At 66.9% G+C, this 24236-nt stretch carries 22 protein-coding genes and 1 pseudogene; 18 read left to right on the plus strand and 5 right to left on the minus strand.

The window, feature by feature from the left end; genetic code table 11:
• Positions 1-16: 16 nt before the first annotated feature.
• The 4 genes from VSR71_RS26990 to VSR71_RS27005 are packed head-to-tail and all read left to right on the plus strand — an operon-like array spanning position 17 to position 2584.
• Positions 17-628, plus strand: a complete 612-nt coding sequence (locus tag VSR71_RS26990) for a cbb3-type cytochrome c oxidase subunit II (protein ID WP_342916832.1) — start codon at positions 17-19, stop codon at positions 626-628.
• A gap of 16 nt (positions 629-644) precedes the next feature.
• Complete coding sequence (locus tag VSR71_RS26995; RefSeq protein WP_342916833.1) at positions 645-1247, plus strand: cytochrome c; 603 nt, start codon at positions 645-647, stop codon at positions 1245-1247.
• Between the two features lie 57 nt (positions 1248-1304).
• A complete protein-coding gene (locus VSR71_RS27000; RefSeq protein WP_342916834.1) occupies positions 1305-1985 on the plus strand; it encodes an SCO family protein in 681 nt (226 codons plus the stop codon).
• Positions 1982-2584: a hypothetical protein gene (locus VSR71_RS27005; protein WP_342916835.1), complete on the plus strand. Its 603-nt coding sequence runs from the start codon at positions 1982-1984 to the stop codon at positions 2582-2584. The genes VSR71_RS27000 and VSR71_RS27005 overlap by 4 nt, the downstream gene beginning before the upstream one ends.
• A 108-nt stretch (positions 2585-2692) precedes the next feature.
• Here VSR71_RS27005 and VSR71_RS27010 read toward each other — a convergent pair whose 3' ends face one another.
• Genes VSR71_RS27010 through VSR71_RS27020 form a run of 3 tightly spaced genes read right to left on the minus strand, consistent with a single transcriptional unit; the run spans position 2693 to position 5669 of the window.
• Positions 2693-3517: a GntR family transcriptional regulator gene (locus tag VSR71_RS27010; RefSeq protein ID WP_342916836.1), complete on the minus strand. Its 825-nt coding sequence runs from the start codon at positions 3515-3517 to the stop codon at positions 2693-2695.
• A 34-nt stretch (positions 3518-3551) separates the two neighbouring features.
• Entirely contained in the window at positions 3552-4547 is a 996-nt protein-coding gene (locus VSR71_RS27015; protein ID WP_342916837.1) for an HpcH/HpaI aldolase/citrate lyase family protein, read from the minus strand.
• 60 nt (positions 4548-4607) lie between these two features.
• The gene (locus tag VSR71_RS27020) at positions 4608-5669 is read right to left on the minus strand and encodes a MaoC family dehydratase (RefSeq protein ID WP_342916838.1); all 1062 of its coding nucleotides are present in this window, start codon (positions 5667-5669) and stop codon (positions 4608-4610) included.
• Positions 5670-5933: 264 nt separating this feature from the next.
• Between VSR71_RS27020 and VSR71_RS27025 the strand changes: the two genes are divergently transcribed.
• The 6 genes from VSR71_RS27025 (at position 5934) to msrA (ending at position 13490) form a co-directional block, all read left to right on the plus strand.
• On the plus strand, positions 5934-7100 hold the full coding sequence (locus tag VSR71_RS27025) for an acyl-CoA dehydrogenase family protein (protein WP_342916839.1): 1167 nt from the start codon (positions 5934-5936) through the stop codon (positions 7098-7100).
• Between the two features lie 13 nt (positions 7101-7113).
• Complete coding sequence (locus VSR71_RS27030; RefSeq protein WP_342916840.1) at positions 7114-8478, plus strand: MmgE/PrpD family protein; 1365 nt, start codon at positions 7114-7116, stop codon at positions 8476-8478.
• 22 nt (positions 8479-8500) lie between these two features.
• On the plus strand, positions 8501-9742 hold the full coding sequence (locus tag VSR71_RS27035; protein WP_342916841.1) for a CoA transferase: 1242 nt from the start codon (positions 8501-8503) through the stop codon (positions 9740-9742).
• A 98-nt stretch (positions 9743-9840) separates the two neighbouring features.
• Positions 9841-11073 (plus strand): acyl-CoA dehydrogenase, encoded by a 1233-nt coding sequence (locus VSR71_RS27040; RefSeq protein ID WP_342916842.1) that lies wholly within the window; start codon positions 9841-9843, stop codon positions 11071-11073.
• 27 nt (positions 11074-11100) lie between these two features.
• Positions 11101-12855 (plus strand): long-chain fatty acid--CoA ligase, encoded by a 1755-nt coding sequence (locus tag VSR71_RS27045; protein WP_342916843.1) that lies wholly within the window; start codon positions 11101-11103, stop codon positions 12853-12855.
• A 128-nt stretch (positions 12856-12983) separates the two neighbouring features.
• Positions 12984-13490: a peptide-methionine (S)-S-oxide reductase MsrA gene (msrA, locus tag VSR71_RS27050; RefSeq protein ID WP_342916844.1), complete on the plus strand. Its 507-nt coding sequence runs from the start codon at positions 12984-12986 to the stop codon at positions 13488-13490.
• A 19-nt stretch (positions 13491-13509) separates the two neighbouring features.
• Here msrA and VSR71_RS27055 read toward each other — a convergent pair whose 3' ends face one another.
• Entirely contained in the window at positions 13510-14220 is a 711-nt protein-coding gene (locus VSR71_RS27055; protein WP_342916845.1) for a GntR family transcriptional regulator, read from the minus strand.
• A gap of 175 nt (positions 14221-14395) precedes the next feature.
• On the opposite strand from VSR71_RS27055, the gene VSR71_RS27060 reads away from it, so the two are divergent.
• The 5 genes and pseudogenes from VSR71_RS27060 to VSR71_RS27080 form a co-directional block, all read left to right on the plus strand.
• Positions 14396-16075 (plus strand): GMC family oxidoreductase, encoded by a 1680-nt coding sequence (locus VSR71_RS27060; protein WP_342916846.1) that lies wholly within the window; start codon positions 14396-14398, stop codon positions 16073-16075.
• A 36-nt stretch (positions 16076-16111) separates the two neighbouring features.
• A complete protein-coding gene (locus tag VSR71_RS27065; RefSeq protein ID WP_342916847.1) occupies positions 16112-17860 on the plus strand; it encodes a hypothetical protein in 1749 nt (582 codons plus the stop codon).
• 68 nt (positions 17861-17928) lie between these two features.
• Positions 17929-18822 carry a TauD/TfdA dioxygenase family protein gene (locus VSR71_RS27070; RefSeq protein WP_342916848.1) on the plus strand — a complete coding sequence of 298 codons (894 nt, stop codon included), beginning with the start codon at positions 17929-17931 and terminating at the stop codon, positions 18820-18822.
• Positions 18823-18841: 19 nt separating this feature from the next.
• Positions 18842-20263 (plus strand): aldehyde dehydrogenase family protein, encoded by a 1422-nt coding sequence (locus VSR71_RS27075; RefSeq protein ID WP_342916849.1) that lies wholly within the window; start codon positions 18842-18844, stop codon positions 20261-20263.
• 22 nt (positions 20264-20285) lie between these two features.
• Positions 20286-20426: pseudogene (locus tag VSR71_RS27080) on the plus strand (c-type cytochrome); the annotation flags it as partial.
• 28 nt (positions 20427-20454) lie between these two features.
• Here VSR71_RS27080 and VSR71_RS27085 read toward each other — a convergent pair.
• Positions 20455-21150: a hypothetical protein gene (locus VSR71_RS27085; protein WP_342916850.1), complete on the minus strand. Its 696-nt coding sequence runs from the start codon at positions 21148-21150 to the stop codon at positions 20455-20457.
• 213 nt (positions 21151-21363) lie between these two features.
• Between VSR71_RS27085 and VSR71_RS27090 the strand changes: the two genes are divergently transcribed.
• The 3 genes from VSR71_RS27090 (at position 21364) to VSR71_RS27100 (ending at position 24179) form a co-directional block, all read left to right on the plus strand.
• A complete protein-coding gene (locus VSR71_RS27090; protein WP_342916851.1) occupies positions 21364-22527 on the plus strand; it encodes a CaiB/BaiF CoA-transferase family protein in 1164 nt (387 codons plus the stop codon).
• A 91-nt stretch (positions 22528-22618) separates the two neighbouring features.
• A complete protein-coding gene (locus VSR71_RS27095; protein ID WP_342916852.1) occupies positions 22619-23119 on the plus strand; it encodes a PaaI family thioesterase in 501 nt (166 codons plus the stop codon).
• A 91-nt stretch (positions 23120-23210) separates the two neighbouring features.
• Positions 23211-24179, plus strand: coding sequence for a tripartite tricarboxylate transporter substrate binding protein (locus VSR71_RS27100; protein ID WP_342916853.1), 969 nt, complete (start codon positions 23211-23213; stop codon positions 24177-24179).
• Positions 24180-24236 lie beyond the last annotated feature (57 nt).

Here is a 24236-nt window from a genome sequence, read left to right on the forward strand (position 1 = left end):
GCGCGGGGAAGATCAGATGGAAAACGAAGCAAGACTATTTGCTGGCGGCATGGCAATGCTCGGCATCGCAACCAGTGCGCTGGTGGTCGTGCCCTATATGACGGCACACGACGTCAAGCCGGCCGAAGGACTCAAGCCTTATACCAGCGTCGAGCTGCGCGGGCGTCAGCAATACATCGCCAATGGCTGCGTCTACTGCCATTCGCAGCAGCCACGTGCACGCAGTTTCGCGCCGGACTTCGAGCGGGGCTGGGGCCGCGCGAGCGTGGCCGGCGACTATGCCTATGACTCCCCGCTTCTGCTCGGCAGCATGCGCACCGGTCCCGACCTGCTCAATATCGGTGCGCGCCAGCCCAGCGAGCAATGGCACCTCGGCCACCTGTACCAGCCGCGCGCTTATGTGCCGGGCAGTGTCATGCCCAGTTACCGCTATCTGTTTGAAGCCAGGGACGAGGTCGGGCGCGGCGAGGTCGAAGTGCAGCTTCCGCCCGGGTATGCGCCTGTCGGAAAGCGAGTGGTCGCGCGCCCGGAGGCGCTCGAGCTGGTCGCGTACCTGAAGTCGTTGAACCGGACTTACCCGGTGCTGCCTGCGCTGCCCGAGGGCCCGGCGCCGGCCGCCACCCGCTGAACTTGAGGAATCGACTGTGCAAGATCCCGACATCCTGCCGCAACAGGCGCGCGAGAACTCGGACCCCCACGAGGCCACGAATCCCATGCCGTGGTACATGATCGTGCTGACCGGTCTTCTTCTGGCTTTTGGCATCGGCTACATCGTGCTCGCCGATATCGACCATCCTGCCAACTGGGGCGACGGACGCGCCATGGCTGAGCTGTCCGGACCAGCCGGCGGCGGTGCGGGAAAGGTCGATGGCGGTGCGCTTTTCGCCTCGCTATGCGTGTCGTGCCACCAGGCCAACGGGCAAGGACTGCAAGGCGTGTTTCCGCCCCTCGCCGGCTCGGAGTGGGTGGTCGGCAGCGACAGCACGGTCGCGGCGATCGTGTTGCACGGCGTCACCGGCTCGCTGACGGTCAAGGGCACCACCTACAGCGGCGCGATGCCCGCCTTCAAGGACCAGCTCAGCGACGAGCAACTCGCCGCGGTGCTCAGCCATATCCGTTCGCAGTGGGGCAATGGTGCCGCGCCTGTGCCGGTGGAGACGGTTTCCCGCGCCCGCGAGGAACACAAAGCGCGTACTGCCCCCTTCGCTGGAGACAAGGAACTGCCTGCACCGGGATCGCCAACGTGATGTCCGCCGACGCCAACGCTCCTTCCACCTCCCTGCCCCGACCCGGCTAGTACCGCCATGCCGATCGCAACGACAGCGGCGCCTATTGCCACTGCGGTCCGCCCACCGCGGCTGGGCGCGACACTGGCCCTCTGCGCGCTGTCGCTCGCGGGCTTCGTGGCCCTGGCCGGACATCTTACCCACGGCTTCGAGGCCTGGACCTTCGAGGCGCTGCGCCGCCAGGCGGCCATGCAAGGCAAGCTGGAAGCACCGGCACTTGCGCTGCGCGATGCGCAGGGCCGCCCGATCCAGCTTTTCGATGGGTCAGCGGCGGGCGCGCCGGTCTATCTGGTGGACTTTATCTACACCCGCTGCCTGACCGTCTGCGCGGCGCTCGGCACCGAGTATCAGCAGATGCAGCGAGCGATGCGTGCCGACCCACATTCACGAGTGCGTCTGCTGTCAATATCGATCGACCCCGCACATGACGACGCGCGAGCGTTGCTGGCCTATGGCAACCGTCACCAGGCCGATCCGGCCAGATGGATACTGGCCGCGCCGCGCGAGGAAGCAGCGGGGCAAGCCGCACTGCGGCAGCTCGGCCTGGTCGCCATCCCTGATGGTTTCGGTGGCTACGTGCATAACGGCGGGATCCACCTGATCGACGCCCAAGGCAAGGTGCACGGCATCTTCGACTACGGCCGATGGCCGCAGGCGCTCGAGGCGGCCAATCGGCTCGCCGAAGGAGCGCCTCGGTGAGGGGGGGCGTCACGCCCGTCGCGCACGGTCTGCTGGGCGCTTCGTCGCTGCTGTGGCTGGTGCCAGGCGTGCGGCATGTGTTCGAGGCCAGCATGAGCCTGCATATGGTGCTCCAGTTTCCTTTGCTGCTGGCGGCGGGCTGGGCAATGTCGGCCTGGGTGCCGGCACGCCTGGCCGCATGGCAGGCGCGATGCGATGCCCACGGCCTGTTCAGTGCAACGCTGGTTACAGTCGTCTCGGCCTTCTGGATGATTCCCGCGGCACTTGACCTGGCGTTGCTCGACGCGCGCGTCACGGCACTGAAGTACGGTAGCTGGCTGCTCGCCGGGATGCTGCTCGCGCAGGGTTGGCGACGCCTGAGCCCGGAGCTGGCCACCTTCTTTCTCGGCAACGTCGCGTGGATGCTATTTACCGCCGGCCTGCTGTATCGCGATGCCGAGGCGCGGCTTTGCGTCAGCTATCGCTTCGACGAACAGATCGTCGGAGGAAACGGCCTGATGGCCTGGGGCGCAATTATTGCCGCGCTGGCGTGGCTGAAGCTGCGGCCGGTGTTGCGCCATGACAATGCGCAGCGGAAGGAAGAAACCGGCATGCGATAGGCTGGCTTTGCCGACACTCTCCCGGCCGGCCAGATTGCCGTTCTCGGTGGGCATCCGTTCAATGCCACCGATGCCGCAGACTGGTTCCTGGCGGCTACCCCTCATGCTCTATGGCATCGCCCCACCTCTGCTGCGCTTGAGCTGGAACGCTACTGATACGCGGTCGGCCGGATAGATCGTGTCTGTAATCTCGAGAATCTTGCCGGAGTTGTCCTTGTAGTGGCGGATCAACCGCAATCCCGCTGATCCGGCCGGTACGCCGAGCTGCCCGGCCAGCGGCGCTTCGATCAGCGTGGCGGTAACCACCTGCCGGATCTCGGCAATGGCGATGGCGCGTTCGCGCTCGATCAGGGCGCTGACCAGCGTCTGCGGATGGTTCCGGATGGCATCCACCAGGCCGGCCAGCGACGCGTCGATATAGATGTCGGCCCGTGCCACCGGCGTGCTGCCCTTGCGCGCGTCCACGCGGGTGCCGCTGAGAAGCACCCAGGCGCTGCCCACCGGCGCCTCCAGGCGCCGCGCCAGCGCGCGGTCCAGCGTGATATCGGTGACAGCCTCGATGGCGCGCACCTCGGTGGCCGCCACGCGCACCAGGTCTTCGGCCGTGCCGAAGGACTGCGTGTAAGCCGCGTTCGGGTTGGCGTTTTCGACCATCGTGCCGACCGCCTTCTTGCGCGAGATATAGCCGAGGTCCTGCAGCAGGCGAAGCGAGGCTCGCACCGTATGGCGGCTCACGCCGTGCTGCTCGGCCAGCTCGTGCTCCGTCGGCAGCAGGCTGCCCACCACCCGGCGCCCCTCCACGATGTCCTTCACCAGCATGCTGGCGAGTTCGGCATATCGGGTCGGGGCGCCCGGCACATCTGCCTTGGGCTTGCTGTCCTTCAGTGTCGCGGTCATGGCGGCGGGCAGGGGAAAGTCGGAGGATGCGCGCATTTTACGCTGCCGCTGCCATGGCCCTCCTGCTTTGTCAGTTGGCGAAGAAGCGGCGCTCCGCCTCGGCCGGCAGTGCCATGCCGGTAACTTTCGCCTTCTGCAGCACCTCCCAGAAATAGCGGTAGGTGGCACGGTCGTGCAGTTCGCCCTTGTACTGGATCGGGCCCCAGTCCGCGTCCTGCGCGGCCACGAGGATGCCGGCGGCGTCTTCCACTTCAGTGAAGTCCGGGCGCATGGCGTTGACGATCGGCTGGATCTGCGCCGGATAGATACTCCACATGCGCAGGAAGCCGAACTCGTTGCGCGCACGGCGCGCGTCGCCGGCGATCACCTCGGCGTCCTTGAGGTTCAGGCACACGTTGTGCGCCGGCACGATGCCGTTGGCCAGTGCCGCCGCCACCATGTCGGCCTTGGCGCGCGCCAGCAGCGCATGCTCGAACTGGCCAGGGCTGCGCATGGCGGCGGCCGGGATCGCACCATGGTGGCCGCTGACGAAGTCCATCAGGCCGAAGTCGAGTACTTCGATGTTCGGCAACCCGGCAATCTGGAACACATCGCGCAGGGCGCCGTGGGTTTCGATCAGCACGTGCACCGGCACGGGTTTTTCCAGGCCGGCCCGCTTGGCGACGTCGCCGATATACCGGATCACTTCCGCCACCTGCCCGCTGTTGGTCGCCTTGGGCACTGTGATATAGGCCAGCCGGCTGCCAGCGCCGTTCACGATGATGTCCACGTCCTGGCGCCAGGCCGCGTGCGACGGGTCATGGATGCGTGCGCCGGCACGGCCGTGGACGTTGCGGTCCGACGCGATCATGCGCGCCACCATTTCGGCGTGCTCGCGCTCCTGGCCGGCGGCGGCGCCGTCTTCGCAGTCACAGGTCACGTCGAAGACCGGGCCGTATTCGACCTGCAGGTCCATGGCCTTGCCGATCAGCTTCTCGCTGCCGGCGAAGTGTTCACAGGCGGCCAGTACGGGAAAGGCCTTCTCGCCGGCAAAAAGGGCGTCGTTCGGATGGGTTGCGGTGGTCATGTCTTGTCTCGATGATCTCGCTGACAGGTTGTATGCATTGGGGCAGCCCGCGCGCGGGGCTTACCGCTGGCGTTTCGGGATGGCGATGGTGTAGTCGAGGTCGAGCACCACGTTGGACGGATGCGCCGCCCTGCCCTCGCCCGGTTCCGGAAAGGCAGTGGATGCGCCGCTGGCGTTTTTCACGCCGATCATGCGCAGGCGCAGCGCGCCGACATGCTCCTGGCCGAGGTCGACCTTTTCCAGCACCTGTGTCGCGCAGGCGATGGTGTCGCCCGCGTAGGTCGGGTTCACATGGCTGCCGCCGTTGATGGCCAGCATCGACAGGGCGTTTTCCAGCCCGTCATAGGCCAGCGCGCGGCATACCGAGATGATGTGTCCGCCGTAGACCAGCCGCTGGCCGCCGTTCGCGGCCATGGCGTGCCCGTCGAAGTGGGCTCTGGCCGTGTTCTGGTACAGGCGCGTGGCAAGGCTGTGGTCGCTGTCGTTGATGGTCATCGCGCCCGGGTGATCGATGCGCTCGCCCACGGCGTAGTCCTCCCACAGGTCGCCGAAACCCGTCATGGCCGTGATGTCGCGCACGCGCGCCGAGTAGTCGCTGCGGCGCAGGCGCTCGGCCGGCACCACTGCCTGGGTGGTCGGCACCGCCGCTTCCCCGCACGCCGCGTCGTGGTCGCGCTTGTGCACCATCACCCAGCGCACCCAGCTCAGCACCTCGTGGCCATGCTGGTTGCGCGCGGTCGAGCGGACATAGACCACCCCGCTCTTGCGGTTGGAGTTCTCCTTGAGGCCGATCACTTCGGTTTCGACGGCCAGCGTGTTGCCCGGATAGACATGCGAGACGAAACGCACTTCCGCATAGCCGAGGTTCGCCACGGCATTGAGCGAGATATCGGGCACGGTCTTGCCGAACGCCGTGTTGAACACCAGCAGGTCTTCCAGCGGCCGATGCTCGAAGCCCAGTTGCCGGGCGTTGGTCTCTGCGGTGCACAACGCCGTGCGGCTGCCGGTCAGCCCGATATACAGGCTGCGGTCCCCTTCGGTCAGCGTGCGCGGCGTGGCATGGCGGATCTTCATGCCGACGCGGAAATCCTCGAAATAGTTGCCGCTGCGGTCCTTCTTCATATCCGTTTCCTTGTCCCTCATGGCTCTGGCGGCGTGCTCCGGCGCCAGCTTTATGTACGTACATAGTGATTGGTGGAACGGACAATGTCAACTGTATTCGGCCGCATCATCTCCATGGCATGGCTAAAAAATGGCGAATTATACCTACCCGTCTTGGGTGGGGATTCCGGATAAGTCTTGCATATCCCCCTCCTCGCACCGCTAATATGTCCGTACATAAATGCCGCCATTTTGGCGGAGCCAGACCACCGCCAGGAGCGCAAGGTGCAGAAACTGACCGAAGAGCGTCGCATGATCCAGGAGGCCGCGCGCCAGTTCACGATGGAGCGCGTGCTGCCCATCGCCAACAAGCTGGATCCTGAGAAAGGCCAGATCCCGCGCGAGCTGATCGAAGAGATGGCCGAACTCGGCTACTTCGGCATCCTGATCCCCGAGGAATACGGCGGCCTGGGGCTGGGCGCCTACGAGTACTGCCTGGTGGCCGAGCAGCTGTCGCGCGCCTGGATGAGCGTGGGCAGCCTGATCGCGCGCGGCAATGGCCTGATCGGCGCACTCAAGGGCCTGTCGCCAGAGAAAAAGTCGGAGTACCTGCCGCGCATGGCCCGTGGCGAGTTCCTCGGCGCGTTCTCACTGTCCGAGCCCAATGCAGGCTCGGATGTGGCAAACATCTCGTGCCGCGCCGTGCGCGACGGCGACGACTGGCTCATCACCGGCAGCAAGTACTGGTGCACGTTTGCCGACGAGGCCGACTTCATCCTGGTGATCTGCCGCACTGATCCGGTCATCGATCCGAAGGCACGCCACAAGGGCCTGTCGGCCTTCATGGTCGAGAAGCCGCGCGGCGAATTGCCCGAGGGTGTCAAGGGCAGCGTGATCCCCAAGATCGGCTACCACGGCTGGACCACGTGGGAACTGGCTTTCGACGGCTGCCGCGTGCCGCACTCGAAGATGGTCGGCGAAGAAGGTAAGGCGTTCTACCTGACCACCGTCGGCCTGGAAACCGCGCGTGCCCACACCGCCGCGCGTTCGATCGGCCTCGCGCAGGGCAGCCTCGAGGATTCCATCCAGTACGCGAAGGACCGCAACCAGTTCGGCAACCCGATCGGCAACTTCCAGGCGATCCGCTTCAAGCTGGCCGACATGGCCACGCAGATCGAGGCCTCGCGCGCCCTGCTCTACGCCGTGTGCGAGAAGATCGACGAAGGCGTGCGCGCCGACACCGAAGCGTCGATGGTCAAGCTGTTCGCCAGCGAGATGTGCGAGCGCGTGACCAGCGAAGGCCTGCAGATCCACGGCGGCGCGGGCTACACCACCCACTTCGCGGCCGAGCGCTACTGGCGCGATGCGCGCCTGACCAGGATCTTCGAAGGCACCTCCGAGATCCAGATGCGCATCATCTCCGATGCCATGCTGGGCAAAGTCGCGGCGTGAGGGAGTGAGAGCCATGTCGCAAGCCGCCATGCCCTCGCCCGGCCTCACCGTGCGCGCCGCCAGCTTCGCGGTCGATGATTCACTGCGGTTTCCCGCCGATGCGCTCGATATTGCGCGCCTGTCCGTCTATGACTGCCTGGCCGTGGCGATCGCCGGCGAGCAGGAGCCAGTCAGCCGCGCAGTGCGCGAACTGGTGCGCAGCGAATCCGGCGCACCGCAGTCCGGCGCCTTCGGCCTGGCGCAGCGCGTGCCGGCCCGCGCCGCCGCACTGCTCAACGGGGCGGTTGCGCATGCGCTCGATTACGACGACACGCACTTCGATTTTGTCGGCCATCCGAGCGTGGCAGTGCTGCCCGCCGCGCTGGCGGTCGCCGAGCATCGGCAGGCTGGTGGTCGCGCGCTGCTCGAAGCCTTCCTGACCGGTGTCGAGGTTACCTGTCGCGTAGGCGGATGGCTGGGCCGGCCGCACTACAATGCCGGTTTCCACCAGACCGCCACCTCCGGCGCCTTTGGCGCAGCCGCGGCGGCCGCGCGTCTGCTCGGCCTCGATGCGGAGCGGGCTGCTCATGCCCTGGGTCTCGCCGCAACGCGCGCATCGGGCCTGAAATGCCAGTTCGGCACCATGGCCAAGCCGTTCCACGCGGGCATGGCGGCTTCCACCGGCGTGGAAGCGGCCATGCTCGCCGCGCAGGGTTTCATCGCGCGGCCTGATGCGATCGAATGTGCCGGCGGGTTTGCGTCCACCCATGGCGCCCCGCAGGGCTGCATGGACGATCCGTTTGCGGGCCTGCCCGAAGCGTTCCGCTTTGTTGACGTCCAGTACAAGTTCCATGCCTGCTGCCACGGCACGCATCCCGCGCTGGAAGCGCTGAAGACCTTGTGCGCCAGGCACGGGTTGCAGGCCGGCGACATCGGCACTGTCTCGCTGACCATCGCGCCGCAGTGGCTGCCGGTCTGCTGCATTGCCGAACCGGCGACGGGGCTGGAAGCCAAGTTCAGCCTGTCGCTGACCGCTGCCATGGTGCTGGCCGGCGTCGATACGGCAGCGCTGGCGTCGTTCTCGGATGCCAATTGCCGCGCCCCCGCACTGACGGAACTGGCGCGACGGGTCGAGGTCCATCCCGACCCCGCCGTTGCCGATACGGCGTGCCGCGCCACCATCGTGACGAAATCGGGCGTATCGCTGGACAGCCGCATCGAACTCAGCGATCCCCTTCCCTATGAGACCAGATCCGCGAAGCTGCGGAATAAGGCAGACGCGCTGCTGGGCTCGCAGCGGGCAGAGGCACTGTGGGATTTCGTCGAAACCCTGGACAACCAGCCGGCAGCGGACCTGTATCCGCGCCTGCATACCTGGATGGCCGGCGCTGCCGCCTGACCAGCCGAAGTCGGAGTCAACCATGCACCCCCACAACCAGCCCCACGCCAGGCCGGCCGGCGCCCTCGCCGGCCTGCGCGTGGTCGACCTCACGCAGATGCTGGCAGGGCCGTTCTGCACGCAAATCCTGGCCGATCACGGCGCGGACGTCATCAAAGTCGAAGCGATGACCGGCGATGGGACGCGCGTCACCGGTCCGTTCTGCGCCGACGACGCGCTGAAAGACTTTGGCGGCTATTTCCAGAGCGTCAACCGCAACAAGCGATCGATCGCGCTGGACCTCAAGACCGGCACCGGCCGCGAGATCCTGCGCCGGCTGATCGACGGCGCCGACGTGGTCGTGGAGAACTTCCGTGCCGGTGTGATGGAGCGTCTGGGCCTCTCCTACGAAACCCTGCGCGAGACCAACCCGCGCCTCGTCTATGGCACGGTGCGCGGCTTCGGCGACCCGCGCAGCGGCGAAAGCCCCTATGCGCAATGGCCCGCCTACGACGTAGTGTCGCAGGCCATGGGCGGGATGATGGGCATTACCGGTCCCGACCGCGACACGCCCACCAAGATCGGCCCCGGCGTGGGTGACACGGTGCCGGCGCTGATGCTGTGCATTGGCATCCTCGCCGCGGTCAGCCGCGCGCGGGAGACCGGCCAGGGCCAGTTTGTCGATGTCGCCATGACCGACGCGGTGCTGGCCATGTGCGAGCGCATCGTCTACCAGACTTCCTACACCGGAACGGTGCCCGCGCCCGAGGGCAACCGCCACCCGCTGCTGTGCCCGTTTGGCGTGTTCCGGGCGCGTGACGGCCATGTCTCGATTGCCTGCGCGACCGATGCGTTCTGGGAAAAACTGGCGATCGCCATCGGCCGCCCCGACATGGCGCAGGCCCCCGCTTTCGCCACCAATGCCGCGCGCGTGCAGCACCAGCAGCAGGTCATCGATGCCATCGAGGCCTTCACCACGGTGCGCTCCAAGGAGGAAATCGCCGTGGTGCTGGGCGGCAAGGTGCCGTTCGGGCCGGTCTACACCTCGGCGGAGATTTTCGCGGACAGGCACTACGCGGTACGGGAGATGCTGGTCGATGTGGAGCAGCCCGGATCGGCAAATCCCGTGAAGATCGCCGGCGTGCCGATCAAGCTGAGCGACACGCCGGGCGCAGTGCGCCGCCGGGCGCCGATGCTCGGTGAGCATACCGACGAGATCCTGGGTGGGATCGGCTATGCGGAGGACCTGATCCGGGCGCTGAAAGAACAGCGTGTGGTGGCTTAGAAGCGCCCCCGACGCCTGACCAGGCGCTGCCACGAGAGCAGCAAGCCAAGGCGACAAGCATGAAGAAATGGACCCAGAAGTCCAAGGAGACTTGCACCATGAACTTTGACATCCCCAGCGAATGGGTCGAATTCGGCGATGCCCTCATCAAGTTCGTCGAACGCGAAGTGGCGGGGCTCGAGAAAGAGCATCGCGCGCTGCTCGGCAGCGAACGCACGGTCTACACCGAAGACGGCCGCTATGCGCCCGAAGTCCTTGCCCTGCGCCGCCAGGTGCGCATGCGCTCGGCAGAACTGGGCTTCTACACGGCGCTGTCGGCGGAATCGCTGGGCGGCGGCGGGCTGGGCCCGCAGGCCGCGGTGTACATCCAGGAGCGGCTGAACGCCCATTGCGGGCCCGAGCGGCACCTGATCCAGACCGTGGTGCTGCCCTCCCCATTTACCAACGGTCTCTCGCCTGTTCTCAAGCATCTCGATTCCGCAGTGCTGGAGACGGTGCGAGACGAACTGGCCAGCGGCGACAAGACCATGTGCTTCGGCCTGTCCGAGCCGGACGCTGGCTCGGATGTGTTCGGCATGCGCACGCGCGCGGTCCGCGACGGGGATCATTGGATCCTCAACGGCACCAAGCAGTGGATCACCAACGCGCCGTATGCCGACTACGCGATGGTCTTCGCAGTCACCGACGAAGAGAAGGCGCGCGCGCACCGGGGCGGCATCACCGGCTTCTTCCTGCCCGCCGATACACCGGGCTTTTCCGTACCGAGCGTGATTCCGACCATGGGCCACCTCGGCGCCGATATCGGCATCATCTCGCTCGAAAACGTGCGCGTGCCGGACACCCATCGGCTCGGTCCGGTCGATCGTGGCCTGTCCGTCGCGCTGGACGGCGTGAACGCCGGGCGCCTCAGCATGGCCGCCAGTTGCCTCGGCCTGGCCGAATGGGCGCTGCAGCAGGCGGTGGACTACGCCAAGGTTCGCAAGACCTTTGGCCAGCCGATCGGCGAGCACCAGGCCGTGCAGATCATGCTGGCCGAATGCGCCATGGACATCTACGCCACCAAGTCGATGGTGCGCCATTGCGCATGGCTGGTGGACAACGACCTGCCGGCGACCAAGGAAGTGTCTATCGTCAAGGCATCGGCGACCGAGATGACGGGCCGGGTCTTCGACCGCGCCATGCAGGTCCACGGCGGCATGGGGCTGACCAATGAGCTACGCCTCGAGGCCGGCTACCGGTTCGCGCGCACCATGCGCATTCCTGACGGCACCTCCGAGATCCAGCGCCGCACCATCGCGCGCCGGCTGCTCGACGGCGATATGGCATTCTGAACCCGCATCCAACTCTCCTTCCTGCCCATGACCATGACTCCCTACCTGCCCGGCGCCGGCAATGCGGTGGCCTACCCCAGCGGCACCCTGTCCGTGGACAAGTCGGTGACGCTCGGCGCGGTGCCATACGGCTTCCACGTGCCGGAAACCACGCTGTTCGAGAACCTGGAGATCTCTGCGCGTCGCTTTCCCGAAAAGACCGCGATCCAGTTCTACGGCAATGCGATCTCCCACGCGGCGCTGCTCGACGAAGTCGAGCGGCTCGCCGGCTACCTGCAGCAGGCCTGTGGTGTCGGCCATGGCGACCGCGTGGTGCTGTTCAGCCAGAACAGCCCGCAGTTCATCGCGGCCTATTTCGCGATCCTGCGCGCCGACGCCGTGGTAGTGCCGGCGAACGCGATGCTGCTGGAGGACGAACTGCGCCACATCGTCACCGACAGCGGCGCCGTGGCCGCGTTCGCCGCCAGCGAACTGCTAGGCCAGATCGCCCCGCTGATCGGCGCGACGCCGCTGCGGCACGTTATCGCCCATCACTATGGAGATGCGCTGACCGATGCGGATCTGGCAGGTCACGACCTGGCCATCCCCGACTGGGCCCGGCAGCGCGCGGGCGATACCGCGCTGCCACGGGGCGTGGTGCAATGGCTGGCGGCCGTGCGCGAAGCGCACCGGCCGACGCCGCACCGCAGCACGCCGGACGACCTTTGCATGCTGCCCTATACCTCCGGCACCACCGGCGCGCCCAAGGCCTGCATGCACACGCACCGCACCGTCATGGCTTCCGTGGCAGGCTCGCAGCTGTGGCGCCGTTCGCATGCCGAGTCGACCTTCCTGGCGGTGGCGCCGATGTTCCACCTGCTCGGCCTGCAGAACGGCATCAACGGGCCGGTCTACGTTGGCGGCACCATCGTGCTGCTGCCGCGCTGGGACCGCCGCACCGCGGCCGAACTGATCTCGCGCCATCGGGTCACGTTCTGGGCGGCACCGCCGCCGATGCTGGTCGAATTCTTCGCGCAGCCCGGCATCGAGTCATTCGACCTGAGCAGCCTGAGTTGCATCGTAGGCGGTGGCGCGGCCATTCCCGAAGGCACGGCGCGGCTCATGAAGGAGCGCTACGGACTGACCTTCGTCGAGGGCTATGGCCTGACCGAGACGGCCTCGTTCATCATCGCCAACCCGCTCGCGGCGCCGCGCAACGGCCATCTCGGCGTGAAGACCTATGGCGTGGATGCGCGCGTGATCGACCCCGCCACGCTGGAAGAAGTACCCGTCGGCGAGGTCGGCGAGATCGCCGTGCATGGCGCGCAGGTCATGCTGGGCTACTGGAACAAGCCGGATGCCAATGCCGAGAGCTTTATCGTCATCGACGGCAGGCGGTTCTTCCGCACCGGCGACCTGGCCAGCATCGATGCCGATGGCTACTTCGTCATGCGCGACCGGCTCAAGCGCATGGTCAACGCATCGGGCTACAAGGTGTGGCCGGCGGAAGTCGAGGCCATCCTGCATACCCATCCGGCGATCCTCGAATCCTGCGTGATCGCGGCGCGCGACCCGCACCGCGGCGAGACGGTGAAGGCCATCATTGTCCTGCGTCCGGATGCTGCCACCATCGGCGAAGACGAACTGCTCGCGTGGTGCCGCGGCAATATGGCGACGTACAAGGCGCCGCGCATCGTGCAGATCGTCGAACGCCTGCCGCGTTCGGCCACGGGGAAAATTGCGTGGCGGGAACTGCAGGAACAGGAAATGCAGGGTGAGCCATTGCCGAACCTGAAGGCGTAGCGGCGCGGTCGTCCCGGTCCACTCGCTGACATGCACGCGGCGGCGGGCAATCGTGCACAATGCGCGAATGTGCCCGCGCGGCTTTTCCTGTGCGCGAGGCAGCGCAACTGAACGGAGAGGACAGAACCATGACGACGCAAACTGAAACCGCCATCCTGGCCGGCGGCTGCTTCTGGGGCATGCAGGAGTTGCTGCGGCGGTATCCAGGCGTGTTGACGACACGCGTGGGCTACAGTGGCGGCGACGTGCCGAACGCCACCTACCGTAACCATGGCACCCATGCGGAAGCGATCGAGATCGTGTTCGACCCGGAGCAGATCAGCTATCGGCAGATCCTGGAGTTCTTCTTCCAGATCCACGACCCGACGACGAAGAACCGCCAGGGCAACGACGTCGGCACGAGCTACCGCTCAGCCATCTTCTATTGCAACGATGCGCAGAAGCAGGTGGCGGAAGACACGATCGCCGACGTCAATGGCTCCGGCCTGTGGCCCGGCAAGGCTGTGACGGAAGTTGCGCCCGCAGGTCCGTTCTGGGAAGCCGAGCCGGAGCACCAGGACTATCTGGAGCGCTATCCGAACGGATACACGTGCCATTTCATCCGGCCGGGCTGGAAGCTGCCGCAGCGCGGATGATGCCGCCAAGGCGCCGTCGCTAGCGCGCCAGCCTCCACTTGTAGCTGAAGCGGTCACCCCGGAAATAGAGCTCGGCGCAACACAAGGGGTGGCCCTCGATGTCGAAAGGCGTGCTGCGAATGCGCAGCAGCGGGAACCCTTCGGGCACGTCGAGCCGCCGTGCCACCTCTCCGCTGGCCGCAATGGCCGTGGATTCGCAGGTCAGTTCCTTCAGGCGGAAACCGAGCTGGGTTTCCAGCAGCGTCATCACGTCGTTGGTTTCCAGGTCTTCCTCGGCAATGCGGCGCATGCGCGCCTCCGGGCCCATCACCTGGAAGTATCCGACCGGGGCATCGTCCCAGAATCGCACGGTGGTGATGCAGAACACACGTTCGGTCGACTCCAGCCCAAGCGCTGCCGCCGCAAAGGACGGCGCCTTGATCATGCGGGCCGATACCAGCTTGCCATAGGCAAGCTTGCCCTTCGCCCTGCCCGCCTCGTAGAAGCCGCTCAGCGGCCCAAGGTCCGGCCGTTCGGACGGCCGCGTGACGAAGCTTCCCTTCCCATTGACCTTCTCGATCAGGCCGGCATTGTGCAGCCCGGCCAGCGCCTGGCGCACGGTGATGCGGCTCACCGCGAACTCGGTCGTCAGTTCGGATTCCGACGGCAGCTTTGCGCCCGGCGCCCATGCCTTGTCGACGATGCGCTGGCGAAGTTCCTGTTCGATCTCCTTGAATCTCGGCAGCGTCACGGGGGTTTCCTCTGGCGGTTGCGGGGGTGGTGAAGCAATGATCAGGAATTATACCTATCATGACAGGTTCTTGGAAAAACCGGTTGACCTGTTATAACAGGTAATGTCACTATCCTGTGGCGGCGCGTTGAATGGGAACTGCGTATCCGCTGCGCCAGCAACCAGGAGACAGAAAGTGAGCAGTCAAGCAGCAAGCGGCCGCGACCAGGCGGCCGGGGAATTCGACTTCATAGTGGTAGGTGCCGGATCGGCCGGTTGTGCCGTGGCCGCCCGCCTGGCAGAGGACGCATCCGTCACCGTGGCCCTGCTGGAATCGGGTCCGGACGACCACCACTACACCGTGTGGACGCCGATCGCGCTCGCCAAGACGGCCCTGAACGCCGGGCCGCGCAACTACGCCTACTACTCCGTGCCCCAGCCCGGCCTCAACGGGCGGCGCTCCTACCAGCCGCGCGGCCGCGGGCTGGGCGGCAGCTCGTCGATCAACGGCATGGTGTATATCCGCGGACATCGCAACGACTACGACCAGTGGCGTGAGCTTGGCTGCGAGGGCTGGGGCTTTGACGACGTCCTGCCCTATTTCCGCCGCAGCGAAGCCAGCCAGCGCAGCGCCATGGGGCACGGAGATCCGCTGCGTGGCGACAGCGGCCCGCTGCATGTCAGCGACCTGCGCAGTCCCAACGTGTTCTCGCGCCGCTTTATCGATGCCGCGCGGCAGGCCGGCCTGCCGCTGAACCATGACTTCAACGGCGCACAGCAGGACGGCGCCGGCCTGTACCAGGTCACGCAGCACAACGGCGAGCGCTGGAACAGCGCGCGCGCCTACCTGCACCGCGGCGATGCAAGCGACCGCCACATGAACGGCGGCCGCAAGGGGCTGGCCGTCCTGACCGACACGCAGGCGCTGCGCATCGAGTTCACGGGTCGGCGCGCGACCGGCGTACGCGTGGTGCGGGCGGGCGTGGAGCAGAGCCTGCGCGCGCGCCGTGAAATCATCGTCAGTGCCGGCGCATTCAATTCCCCGCAATTGCTGATGGCTTCCGGCGTCGGGCCTGCGGAACACCTGCGCAGCCATGGCATCCCGGTCGTGCACGACCTGCGCGGCGTCGGCGAGAACCTGCAGGATCACCTCGACGTCACGATCCAGAAGGCGGTCAGCTCGACCGACCTGTTCGGCTACTCGCTACGCGGCGCCGCTCGCATGGTGAAGGAGATTGCGCGCTACCGCCGCAACCGCACCGGCATGGTCAGCTCGAATATCGCCGAGGCCGGCGCCTTCTTCCGCAGCCGGCCCGAGCTTGCCGAGCCCGACGTGCAGCTCGCATTCGTGCTGGCCCTGGTCGGCAACCGCGGCAATGCGAAGAAGCGCGCCGGCCACGGCTACAGCTGCCACGCCTGCGTGCTGCGTCCGGAAAGCCGTGGCCACGTGCGCCTGAACTCGGCCGATATGCGCGACGTGCCGCTGATCGACCCGCGTTTCCTGTCCGCCGAGGCGGACATGGAAGGCATGGTGGCAGGCATCCGCATGATCCGCCGCATCTACGCGCAGGACGCGCTGATCCAGGCCGGCGGCAAGGAGCTCATGACGGATGCGTTCGGGCCGGGCGATGGCGACGAACGCGCCATCCGCGATTTCGTGCGCGATAACGCGGACAGCATTTTCCATCCGGTTGGCACGTGCAAGATGGGTGTCGACGACCTGGCGGTCGTCGACCCGGCCTTGCGCGTGCGCGGCGTGGAAGGACTGCGCGTGGCGGATGCGTCGGTCATGCCGACGCTGATCGGCGGCAATACCAATGCGCCGGCCATCATGATCGGCGAGAAAGCCGCTGACCTGATCCGCGCGGCAGCCTGACAAGCGAAGTTCGAACAATAACGACAGGTGTATTGCATGCTCTCCTCTTTTCGCCCGCCCCTTCGCCCGCCCCTTCGCCCGCTCGCGGCGGCACTGGTGCTTGCCGCCACGACTGCGGTCGCCGCGCCCGCCGGCCCGGTACCGAATCCCTTCCTCGCACAGTCCTACAACAACCAGACGCACTGGAACGATGGCGCCACGGACAGCGTGGAGTTCGCGGTGCCGCGCGGGCATTTCGAGCTCACGCCCGAATCCGTGCAGGTCGTCGCGAACGAGTCGGCGAGCCTGCCGCTGGTGGCCGACCGCGTCGCCGGCAAGGACATCTACTGGTGGTGGGCCGGCTTCTCGCTGCGCAAGCTGACCGTGGAAGACGGCAAGCTTGTCGAACTGGGCCGCTCCGACCTGCCGGTGCGCCTGCCCGGCTACACGCCGATCAGTGCGCAACAGCGGCACGAGCAGGCGCAGGCGGTCAGGCGCTTCCTGGACGCCCGCGACGAACAGGGCCTGCTTGACTATCTCAAATCCCAGCCCAACCGCCTGATGACTTCGACCGAGGACCAGGGCATCAACGGCTCGGTCTATGCGGTGCTCGGGCGCGACGACACCTTCTACGGCTGCAACGGCCGCCAGGTCTTCCGCATCGCCCAGAAGGATCCGCGCGATCCGGCTTCCGCCATGGCCGCGCCGGTGGCAGTCACCCTCCCCGCCGCGCTGTTCGACAATGAAAAGGCCCGCAGGGGCACGCGCATTCCGGCCGACATCCTGTTCGGCATGGGCATGACCTACAACGGCTATCTCGTGGTCAACACGGCGTCGGGCAAAGTCATCACGCTGAACCGCGAGACGCTCGCGCCGATCGATGTGTTCACGGTGGCCGGCAGCGACGAGCAGTTCCTGAACAGCTTCGCTACTGGCCCCGAAGCCGGCGGCGGCGCGATCTACGTGGCGTCCAATACGACCATGTACCGCCTCGTGGTGGACAAGGACAGCAAGATCCACAGCGACGAAGCCAGCGGCGCGTGGCAGGCCAGCTATGACCGTGGCGTGCGCATGCCTGCGCCCAAGCTCGGCGATGGCACCGGCTCCACGCCAACGCTGATGGGCTTCGGCCCGGACGAGGACAAGCTCGTCGTCATCACCGACGGCGCGCGCAAGATGCGGCTCGTGGCCTTCTGGCGCGACCACGTGCCGGCCGGATGGAAACAGAAGGCTGGCACCTCGTCTGCACGCGTTGCGGACCAGGTCGAGGTCGACATGGGTCCGGAAATGGAGTCGGTGCAGTCCGAGCAGTCCGTTTCCGCCTATGGCGACTATGCCTTCGTGGTCAACAACATCCCGAGCCGCGATGCCCCTCAACTGAGCCCGGCCAGCTTCTACGTGACACTCATCAACGGCGCGACGCGTCCCGGTCCCGCCGGCGCCGCCGCGCTGAAGTGGCAGCAGAAAGCGCACCGCTGGGAGCGCCTGTGGACGCGGCCCGACGTTTCGTCGATCTCCGTGGTGCCGATGATCAGCGGCGCCGGCCGCATGGCGATCGTCGATGGCTACTTCGTCGGCCGCTGGAATGACCGGTACCACATCGGCATGGACCTTGACACCGGCAAGACCGTGATGACGATCCGCACCGGCAGCGACCCGACCTTCAATGGCCTGTATTCGCCGGTCAAGGTCGATCCGCAGGGCCACATCTTCTACAGCGGTGCGTTCGGGCTGATGCGCCTGGATACCGCGAAGATGAAGCAGGTCGAGTTCCGCGACGACACCCTGACAGCGCGGCAGCGCTGATCCACGACGGCCGGGCTCCCGGCCCGGCCGCATCACAACCAGCTCGCTATGAGCAAAGGAGACAAGCCATGCAAGCCGAAGCCACCCTGGCGACTCGCCCCACGCACACCGACCCGTGGCCTTTCACCGTCAGCCCCTGCACGCCGGCGATCGGCGCGGAGGTGGACGGTGTCGACCTGGGCAAGCTGGACGATCCGACCTATCGTGCGCTGCGCCAGGCACTGCTGAAGTACAAGGTGCTGTTCTTCCGCGACCAGGACATCACGCCCGCGCAGCACGTGGCGGCGGCACGCCGCTTCGGCGAGCTGGAAGTCCACCCGATGATTCCGCACCACCCGGACCATCCCGAACTCGTGGTATTCGGCCGGGGCGGCGACAAGCGCGGCCGCGAGAACCTGTACCACTCCGACGTATCGTGGCGCGAAGTGCCGTCGATGGGCTCGATGCTGCGCTGCCTGGAGTGCCCCGCGATAGGCGGCGACACCATCTGGGTCAACATGGTCGCCGCGTACGAGGCACTGCCCGATGACATGAAGGCGCGCATCGCGGAACTCAAGGCCGTGCATGACGCGATGCCGACCTTCGGCCAGGGCCTGGAAGGCGAGCGCTACGACGAAATGCGCAAGCAGTATCCGCCGATGGTCCATCCGGTGGTGCGCACGCACCCGGAGACCGGCGAGAAGATCCTGTACGTCAACGAAGGCTTCACCACGCATTTCGCCAACTATGCGCGCATGCAGCCGTACCGCATCGGCTCGGACTTCCGCATTGCCGAAATGGACCTGATGCAATACCTGTTCCGCCAGGCCGCGGCGCCAGAGTACCAGGTGCGCCTGCGCTGGCGCGCCAACACGGTGGCGCTGTGGGACAACCGCGCCACGCAGCACTATGCCGTGCAGGACTATTTTCCGGCCGTGCGCCACATGAACCGCGCCACCATCATCGGCGACCGCCCGGCGTGAGCGCCAACGGAGAATCCCCATGAAGACACTCGACCAGTTCTATATCGACGGCCAGTGGGTCGACCCGGCACCGGGCGCCACGGCCATGGACATCATCAACCCGGCCACCGAAGCCGTGGCCGGAAAGGTGGCATTGGGCACCGCCGCCGACGTGGACCGCGCCGTAGCCGCTGCACGCGCGGCGTTCCCGGCGTGGTCGCAAACCAGCCGCGAGACGCGCATCGCGCTGCTGGAGCGCATCACCGCGCTGTACAAGGCACGCATGGCGGATATCGCCGACGCGGTGCGCACGGAGATCGGCGCGCCGGCCGCCTTGTGCAATTCGCTCCAGGCCCCGATCGGCCTCGCGCACCTGGCCGCCGCCACCGAAACGCTGCGCAAGTTCGAGTTCGAGACCGCGCACGGCAACAACTACGTGCGGCATGAGCCGATCGGCGTTGCCGCCCTCGTCACCGCCTGGAACTGGCCGCTGAGCCTGATCTGCGCCAAGACCGCCGCGGCATTGGCGGCGGGCTGTACGGTAGTGCTCAAGCCGTCGGAAATCGCGCCGCTCGACGCCGCGATCTTCGCCGGGATCATGCATGAAGCCGGAACCCCGGCTGGCGTGTTCAACATGGTCTATGGCGAGGGCAAGACGGTAGGCGCACGGCTGTCGTCGCACCCCGATGTGGACGTGATCTCGATCACCGGCTCCACGCGCGCGGGTGTGGAGGTCGCACTCAGCGCGGCGCCGACTGTCAAGCGTGTCCACCAGGAGCTGGGCGGCAAGTCGCCGCTGCTGATCCTTGATGATGCCGATCTGCAGGCAGCCGTTACCACAGGCGTGACACAGGTGATGATGAACTCTGGCCAGACCTGCATTGCCCCGACGCGCATGCTGGTCCCGCGCGAACGCTACGCCGAGGCCGTCGCGGTCGCCGCGGCCGTGGCCAATGCGATTCCCGTGGGCGATCCTGCCGACGCGGCCACTAAGATGGGGCCGATCTCCAACCGCGCGCAGTACGAAAAGGTCCAGCGCATGATCGGCGCGGGCATCGAGGAAGGCGCTCGCGTGGCCGCCGGCGGCACGGGCCGCCCCGACGGACTGGAGCGCGGCTTCTTTGCGCGCCCGACGGTCTTCGCCGACGTGAACAACGCAATGGCCATCGCCCGCGAGGAAATCTTCGGCCCTGTGCTGGTGATGATTCCCTACGACGGGGAGGAAGATGGCATTGCGATCGCCAACGATACCCCGTACGGCCTGGCCGCCTACGTCGCAGCGGGAGATACCGCGCGGGCACGCCGCGTGGCGGCACGGCTGCGTGCAGGCTCGGTGCGCATCAATGGCGCGCAGGTGGACCTGGCCATGCCGTTCGGCGGCTACAAGGCGTCGGGCAACGGTCGCGAGAACGGGGCTTACGGCCTGTCGGAATTCCTTGAATGCAAGTCCGTCATGCTGTGACGGCTATCGGGGTCGGCCCCGATTCAAGGGCCCAGCCATGGTGCGCGGCATGCCGGACTTCAGCGGCAAGCTGAGCGCCGACGATGTCGAGGAGCTCAAGGCGTTCATCCAGGGCACGGTCGGCACAGTCCGGCCCAAGTCAGTCGCCGGTACCAGCCAGTAAGTGGAAGAGTGGAAGGCCGCCCGCCCCGTCAGCCGATGGCGGGACGGCGGCTGATGGTCCAGCCCGTGAACGGCGTGGCCGTGCTGCGATGCGCGGTCCAGTGAGTCCGGCAAGACTCGCACTGGTGTTCGCGGGTCTGGCACAGCGCACTGCCGCCGAAGCTGCGCTCACGTGCCTCGCCGAGCGGGCGAAGTGCGCCGTGCCCCGCGGCGCAGCGTGCGTCCAGGCGCAGCCGCTCGCAACGCCGGCACAGCGGACGCGCCGGGGCATTGGTGCATGGCTGCGTGGCGGACACGCTTTCCGCTGGTGGCAGGGATGCGCCCGCCGCTGCCGTGTCATCGTCCATCGGTGCCGTGCCGCCGATACGGTGGCGGGTACGATGCAGCGCCGCCCAGTAAAGCGCGCGCAACGCGAGCGATCCATCGCGCATGACAGCCTGTCGGCAGCGCTCGGCATGCCGCGCCATCGGCAGGCCGAATTCCGCGGCCGACGCAAAGCACACGACCTGCACCTGCGGTGCGCCGTCGTCCAGCCATTGCTCGAACAGCGCACACAACTGCCGGCGGTAGTCGTCCTCGCCGCCACAGGCGCGAGCCAATGCGATGCGGTGCGCGCGGCGGCTGAGCGCCCGCACTTCGCGCCTGAGCTCGCTCATTGCCGGCAATAGCCGCGGGGGCGCTTCTTCCCGTACCGGCGCGGCACGCATATTTTGCAAACGACTCACTTCCTGCTCCTGTCTTGCTGATCCGGCAGCCCCCGGGCACCGCCCCGGGCCTGATCTGCAAGCCGATTCTAGGACCGCCACGGCATCCGCCAGCCCCCCCGGGACCGGTGGCAACCTGAAACGGGTGGCTGCATGCAACAGCTGAATTTGCTCTACTTGTCTCCATCATCAACGGCGCCGTCGCGCCAATGCACAAGCAATCGGGAGACAGTCATGGGCGTACTGAGCGGCATCCGCGTCGTGGAATTCGAAGCTATCGGACCGGGGCCGTTCGGCGCCATGCTGCTGGCCGACATGGGGGCGGACGTGGTGCGCATCGACCGCCCGCAGCCGCCCGCCGACCTGGGCCCGAAGCGCAGCGGCGGCAAGCGCGTCGATGTCACCGGACGCGGCCGCCGCTCCGTCACGCTGGACCTCAAGCAAGCCGATGCGCGGCTAGCAGCACTCGAACTGATGGCACGTGCCGATGTGGCGATCGAGGGCTTCCGCCCGGGCACGATGGAACGGCTTGGCCTCGGGCCGGACACCGCGCTCGCGCGCAACCCGAAGCTGGTTTATGGCCGCATGACCGGCTGGGGCCAGACCGGCCCGCTGGCGGACCGCGCGGGCCATGACCTGAACTACATCGCGCTTTCCGGTGTGCTGTCGGGCATTGGCCGCGCCGGGGAGGCACCCGTGCCGCCGCTGAACCTTGTCGGCGACTATGGCGGTGGCGGCATGCTGCTCGCACTGGGCGTGGTGGCTGCGCTGCTGCATGTGCAGCGCGGCGGCAAGGGCCAGGTGGTGGACGCCGCGATGACCGAAGGCGCCGCGCAGCTCGGCGCCGTGATCTGGGGCCTGCTCGCCTCCGGCAACTGGAACGAGGCGCGCCAGAGCAACGTGCTCGACGGTGGCGCACCCTGGTACGACAGCTACCGCACGCGCGATGGCAAATACATGGCCATTGGCCCGGTGGAAGGCCGCTTCTACGCTGAATTGCTCGAAAAGCTGGGACTGGCCGCAGACGAACTGCCGGCGCAGTACGACCGCAGCGGCTGGCCCTTGCTGCGCCAGCGCTTTGAAGCCGCTTTCCTTACCCGCACCCGCGACGAATGGTGCGCGGTGTTCGAAGGCAGCGACGCCTGCTGGGCTCCCGTACTCAATTTCAGCGAGGCGCCGTCGCATCCGCATCACCGCGCGCGCGGCAGCTTCATCGAGATCGAGGGTGTGATGCAGCCGGCCCCCGCTCCACGCTTTCTCGGCACGCCTTCCGAGGTACGCGGCGCGGCGCCTCAGCGTGGGCAGCACGGTGCCGACGCGCTGCGCGACTGGGGCTTCAATGCGGACGCCGTGGCGCGTCTGCAGGCGCTTGGCCTGGGTTTCCTGTCCGGCAAGTGAGCCGGGCATTCACGTTGTCTCCACCTTGCCGCTGCCGTGCGGCAGGTTTTCCGCTCCGGCCCCGGGGCCGGCGCCTTTTTCCCGCAAGAATATGTCAGCCACTCGATCCATTGCCCTCCAATGCGGCGCATCGCCGGCACGGCAGGATGTCGCTGTCGTCCCCGCAGGCTTCCGGCCGCTCGCGACGCAACGCGGCTTTATCCATCTCTTCGGCCCGGTGTACCTGCACGAGTCGGAGCCCGTGGTAGGTGCCCGCGTCGGCGCGCAGCACCTCAACATCCAGGACATCGCCCATGGCGGCTACCTGGCGGCGCTGGCCGACAGCGCCTACGGCATCGTCATGCGCCGGGACATGCCCGGCCTGGTGCCGCGTACGGCCCATCTCAGCGTGGACTACCTGTCCGCCGTGCGCGAGGGCGACTGGATCGAAGCGCGCGTGACGTTCGTCAAGCAGGGCCAGCGCATTACCAACGGCATGTGTTGCCTGACGGTCGATGGCCGCATGGTGCTGCAGACCACCGGCGTCTTCGCCACGCAGCGCCAAGGGAGCGGGGAAACCCGCGCGAGGGAAAACCCGCCCCGCCAAACCTGAGGGTTTCGGCGCACCACGCGCGCGATACCGTTTCGATCCGGCTGCGCCCCGCGCGCAGAAATTTCCTACCCTTTAAGCGAGGTGATACGAAATGCGTAGCAAACCACTGTTCTTCCTCGGCCTGCTGGCATGGAGCGCGATGAGCGCGGCGCAGACCTATCCGTCGCGGCCCATCACCTTCGTCGTGCCCGGGCCGCCCGGCGGCGCCACCGACACGGTCGCACGCGCACTGGCCGAAGACATGGGCAAGCGGCTCGGCCAGCCGATCATCGTCGACAACAAGCCGGGCGGCGGCGGCGTGATTGCCGTGCAGGCCGTCACGCGCGGCGCTGCGGATGGCTACACTATCCTGCTCTCGCACTCGGCGCCGCTCATCAACACACCGTACCTGTACGCAAATGTCCCTTATGACGTGCGCCGCGACCTGGCCTTCGTCAGCGAAGTGGCGGTCGGCAAGATCGTGTTCGCGGTCACGCGCGACGTGCCGGCAAAGAACGTGCAGGAGTTCCTTGCGTGGGCCGCGAAGAACAAGGGCAAGGTGAGCTTCGGTTCGTATGGCGTGGGATCGTTCCCGCATCTCGTCGGCGCGCACCTGAACCAGACGCGCGGCCTGGACATGACGCACGTGGCCTACAAGGGCGAGGCGCCGATGGTACAGGACATGCTGGCCGGCAACATCTCGTGGGCAATCGGCTCGGTGACCACGCTGGGGCCGCAGATCAAGAGCGGGCGCCTGCGCGCGCTGGCCGTGATGGGAGACAAGCGCATCAAGGAGATGCCCGATGTCCCGACCATGACCGAAGCCGGCATGTCCGACCAGGAAATGCGTCCGCCGGCATGGCTCGGCCTGTTTGCACGGTCGGGCACGCCCGCGGCAGTCCTGTCGCGGCTGGAAAGCGAGGCGCGTGCGTCGGTGCAGTCGCCGGCGATGCGTGCGCGGCTCGATGCCATGGCACTGGAGCCTGTCGGCAACAGTGCGGCCGAGTTCCGGCGTGAGTTCGATGCGACCGAGCCTGTGATGGCGCGGTTGATCAAGGCGAGCGGCGCGACGGCGGAGTGAGGCTTGTGATGGCAGGTTTTCTCTGGATGCCTGCTGCCGTTCGAGACAATGAACACT

Origin of the sequence: Cupriavidus oxalaticus (genome assembly GCF_038900635.1) — a bacterium.
GTDB lineage: Bacteria > Pseudomonadota > Gammaproteobacteria > Burkholderiales > Burkholderiaceae > Cupriavidus > Cupriavidus oxalaticus_B.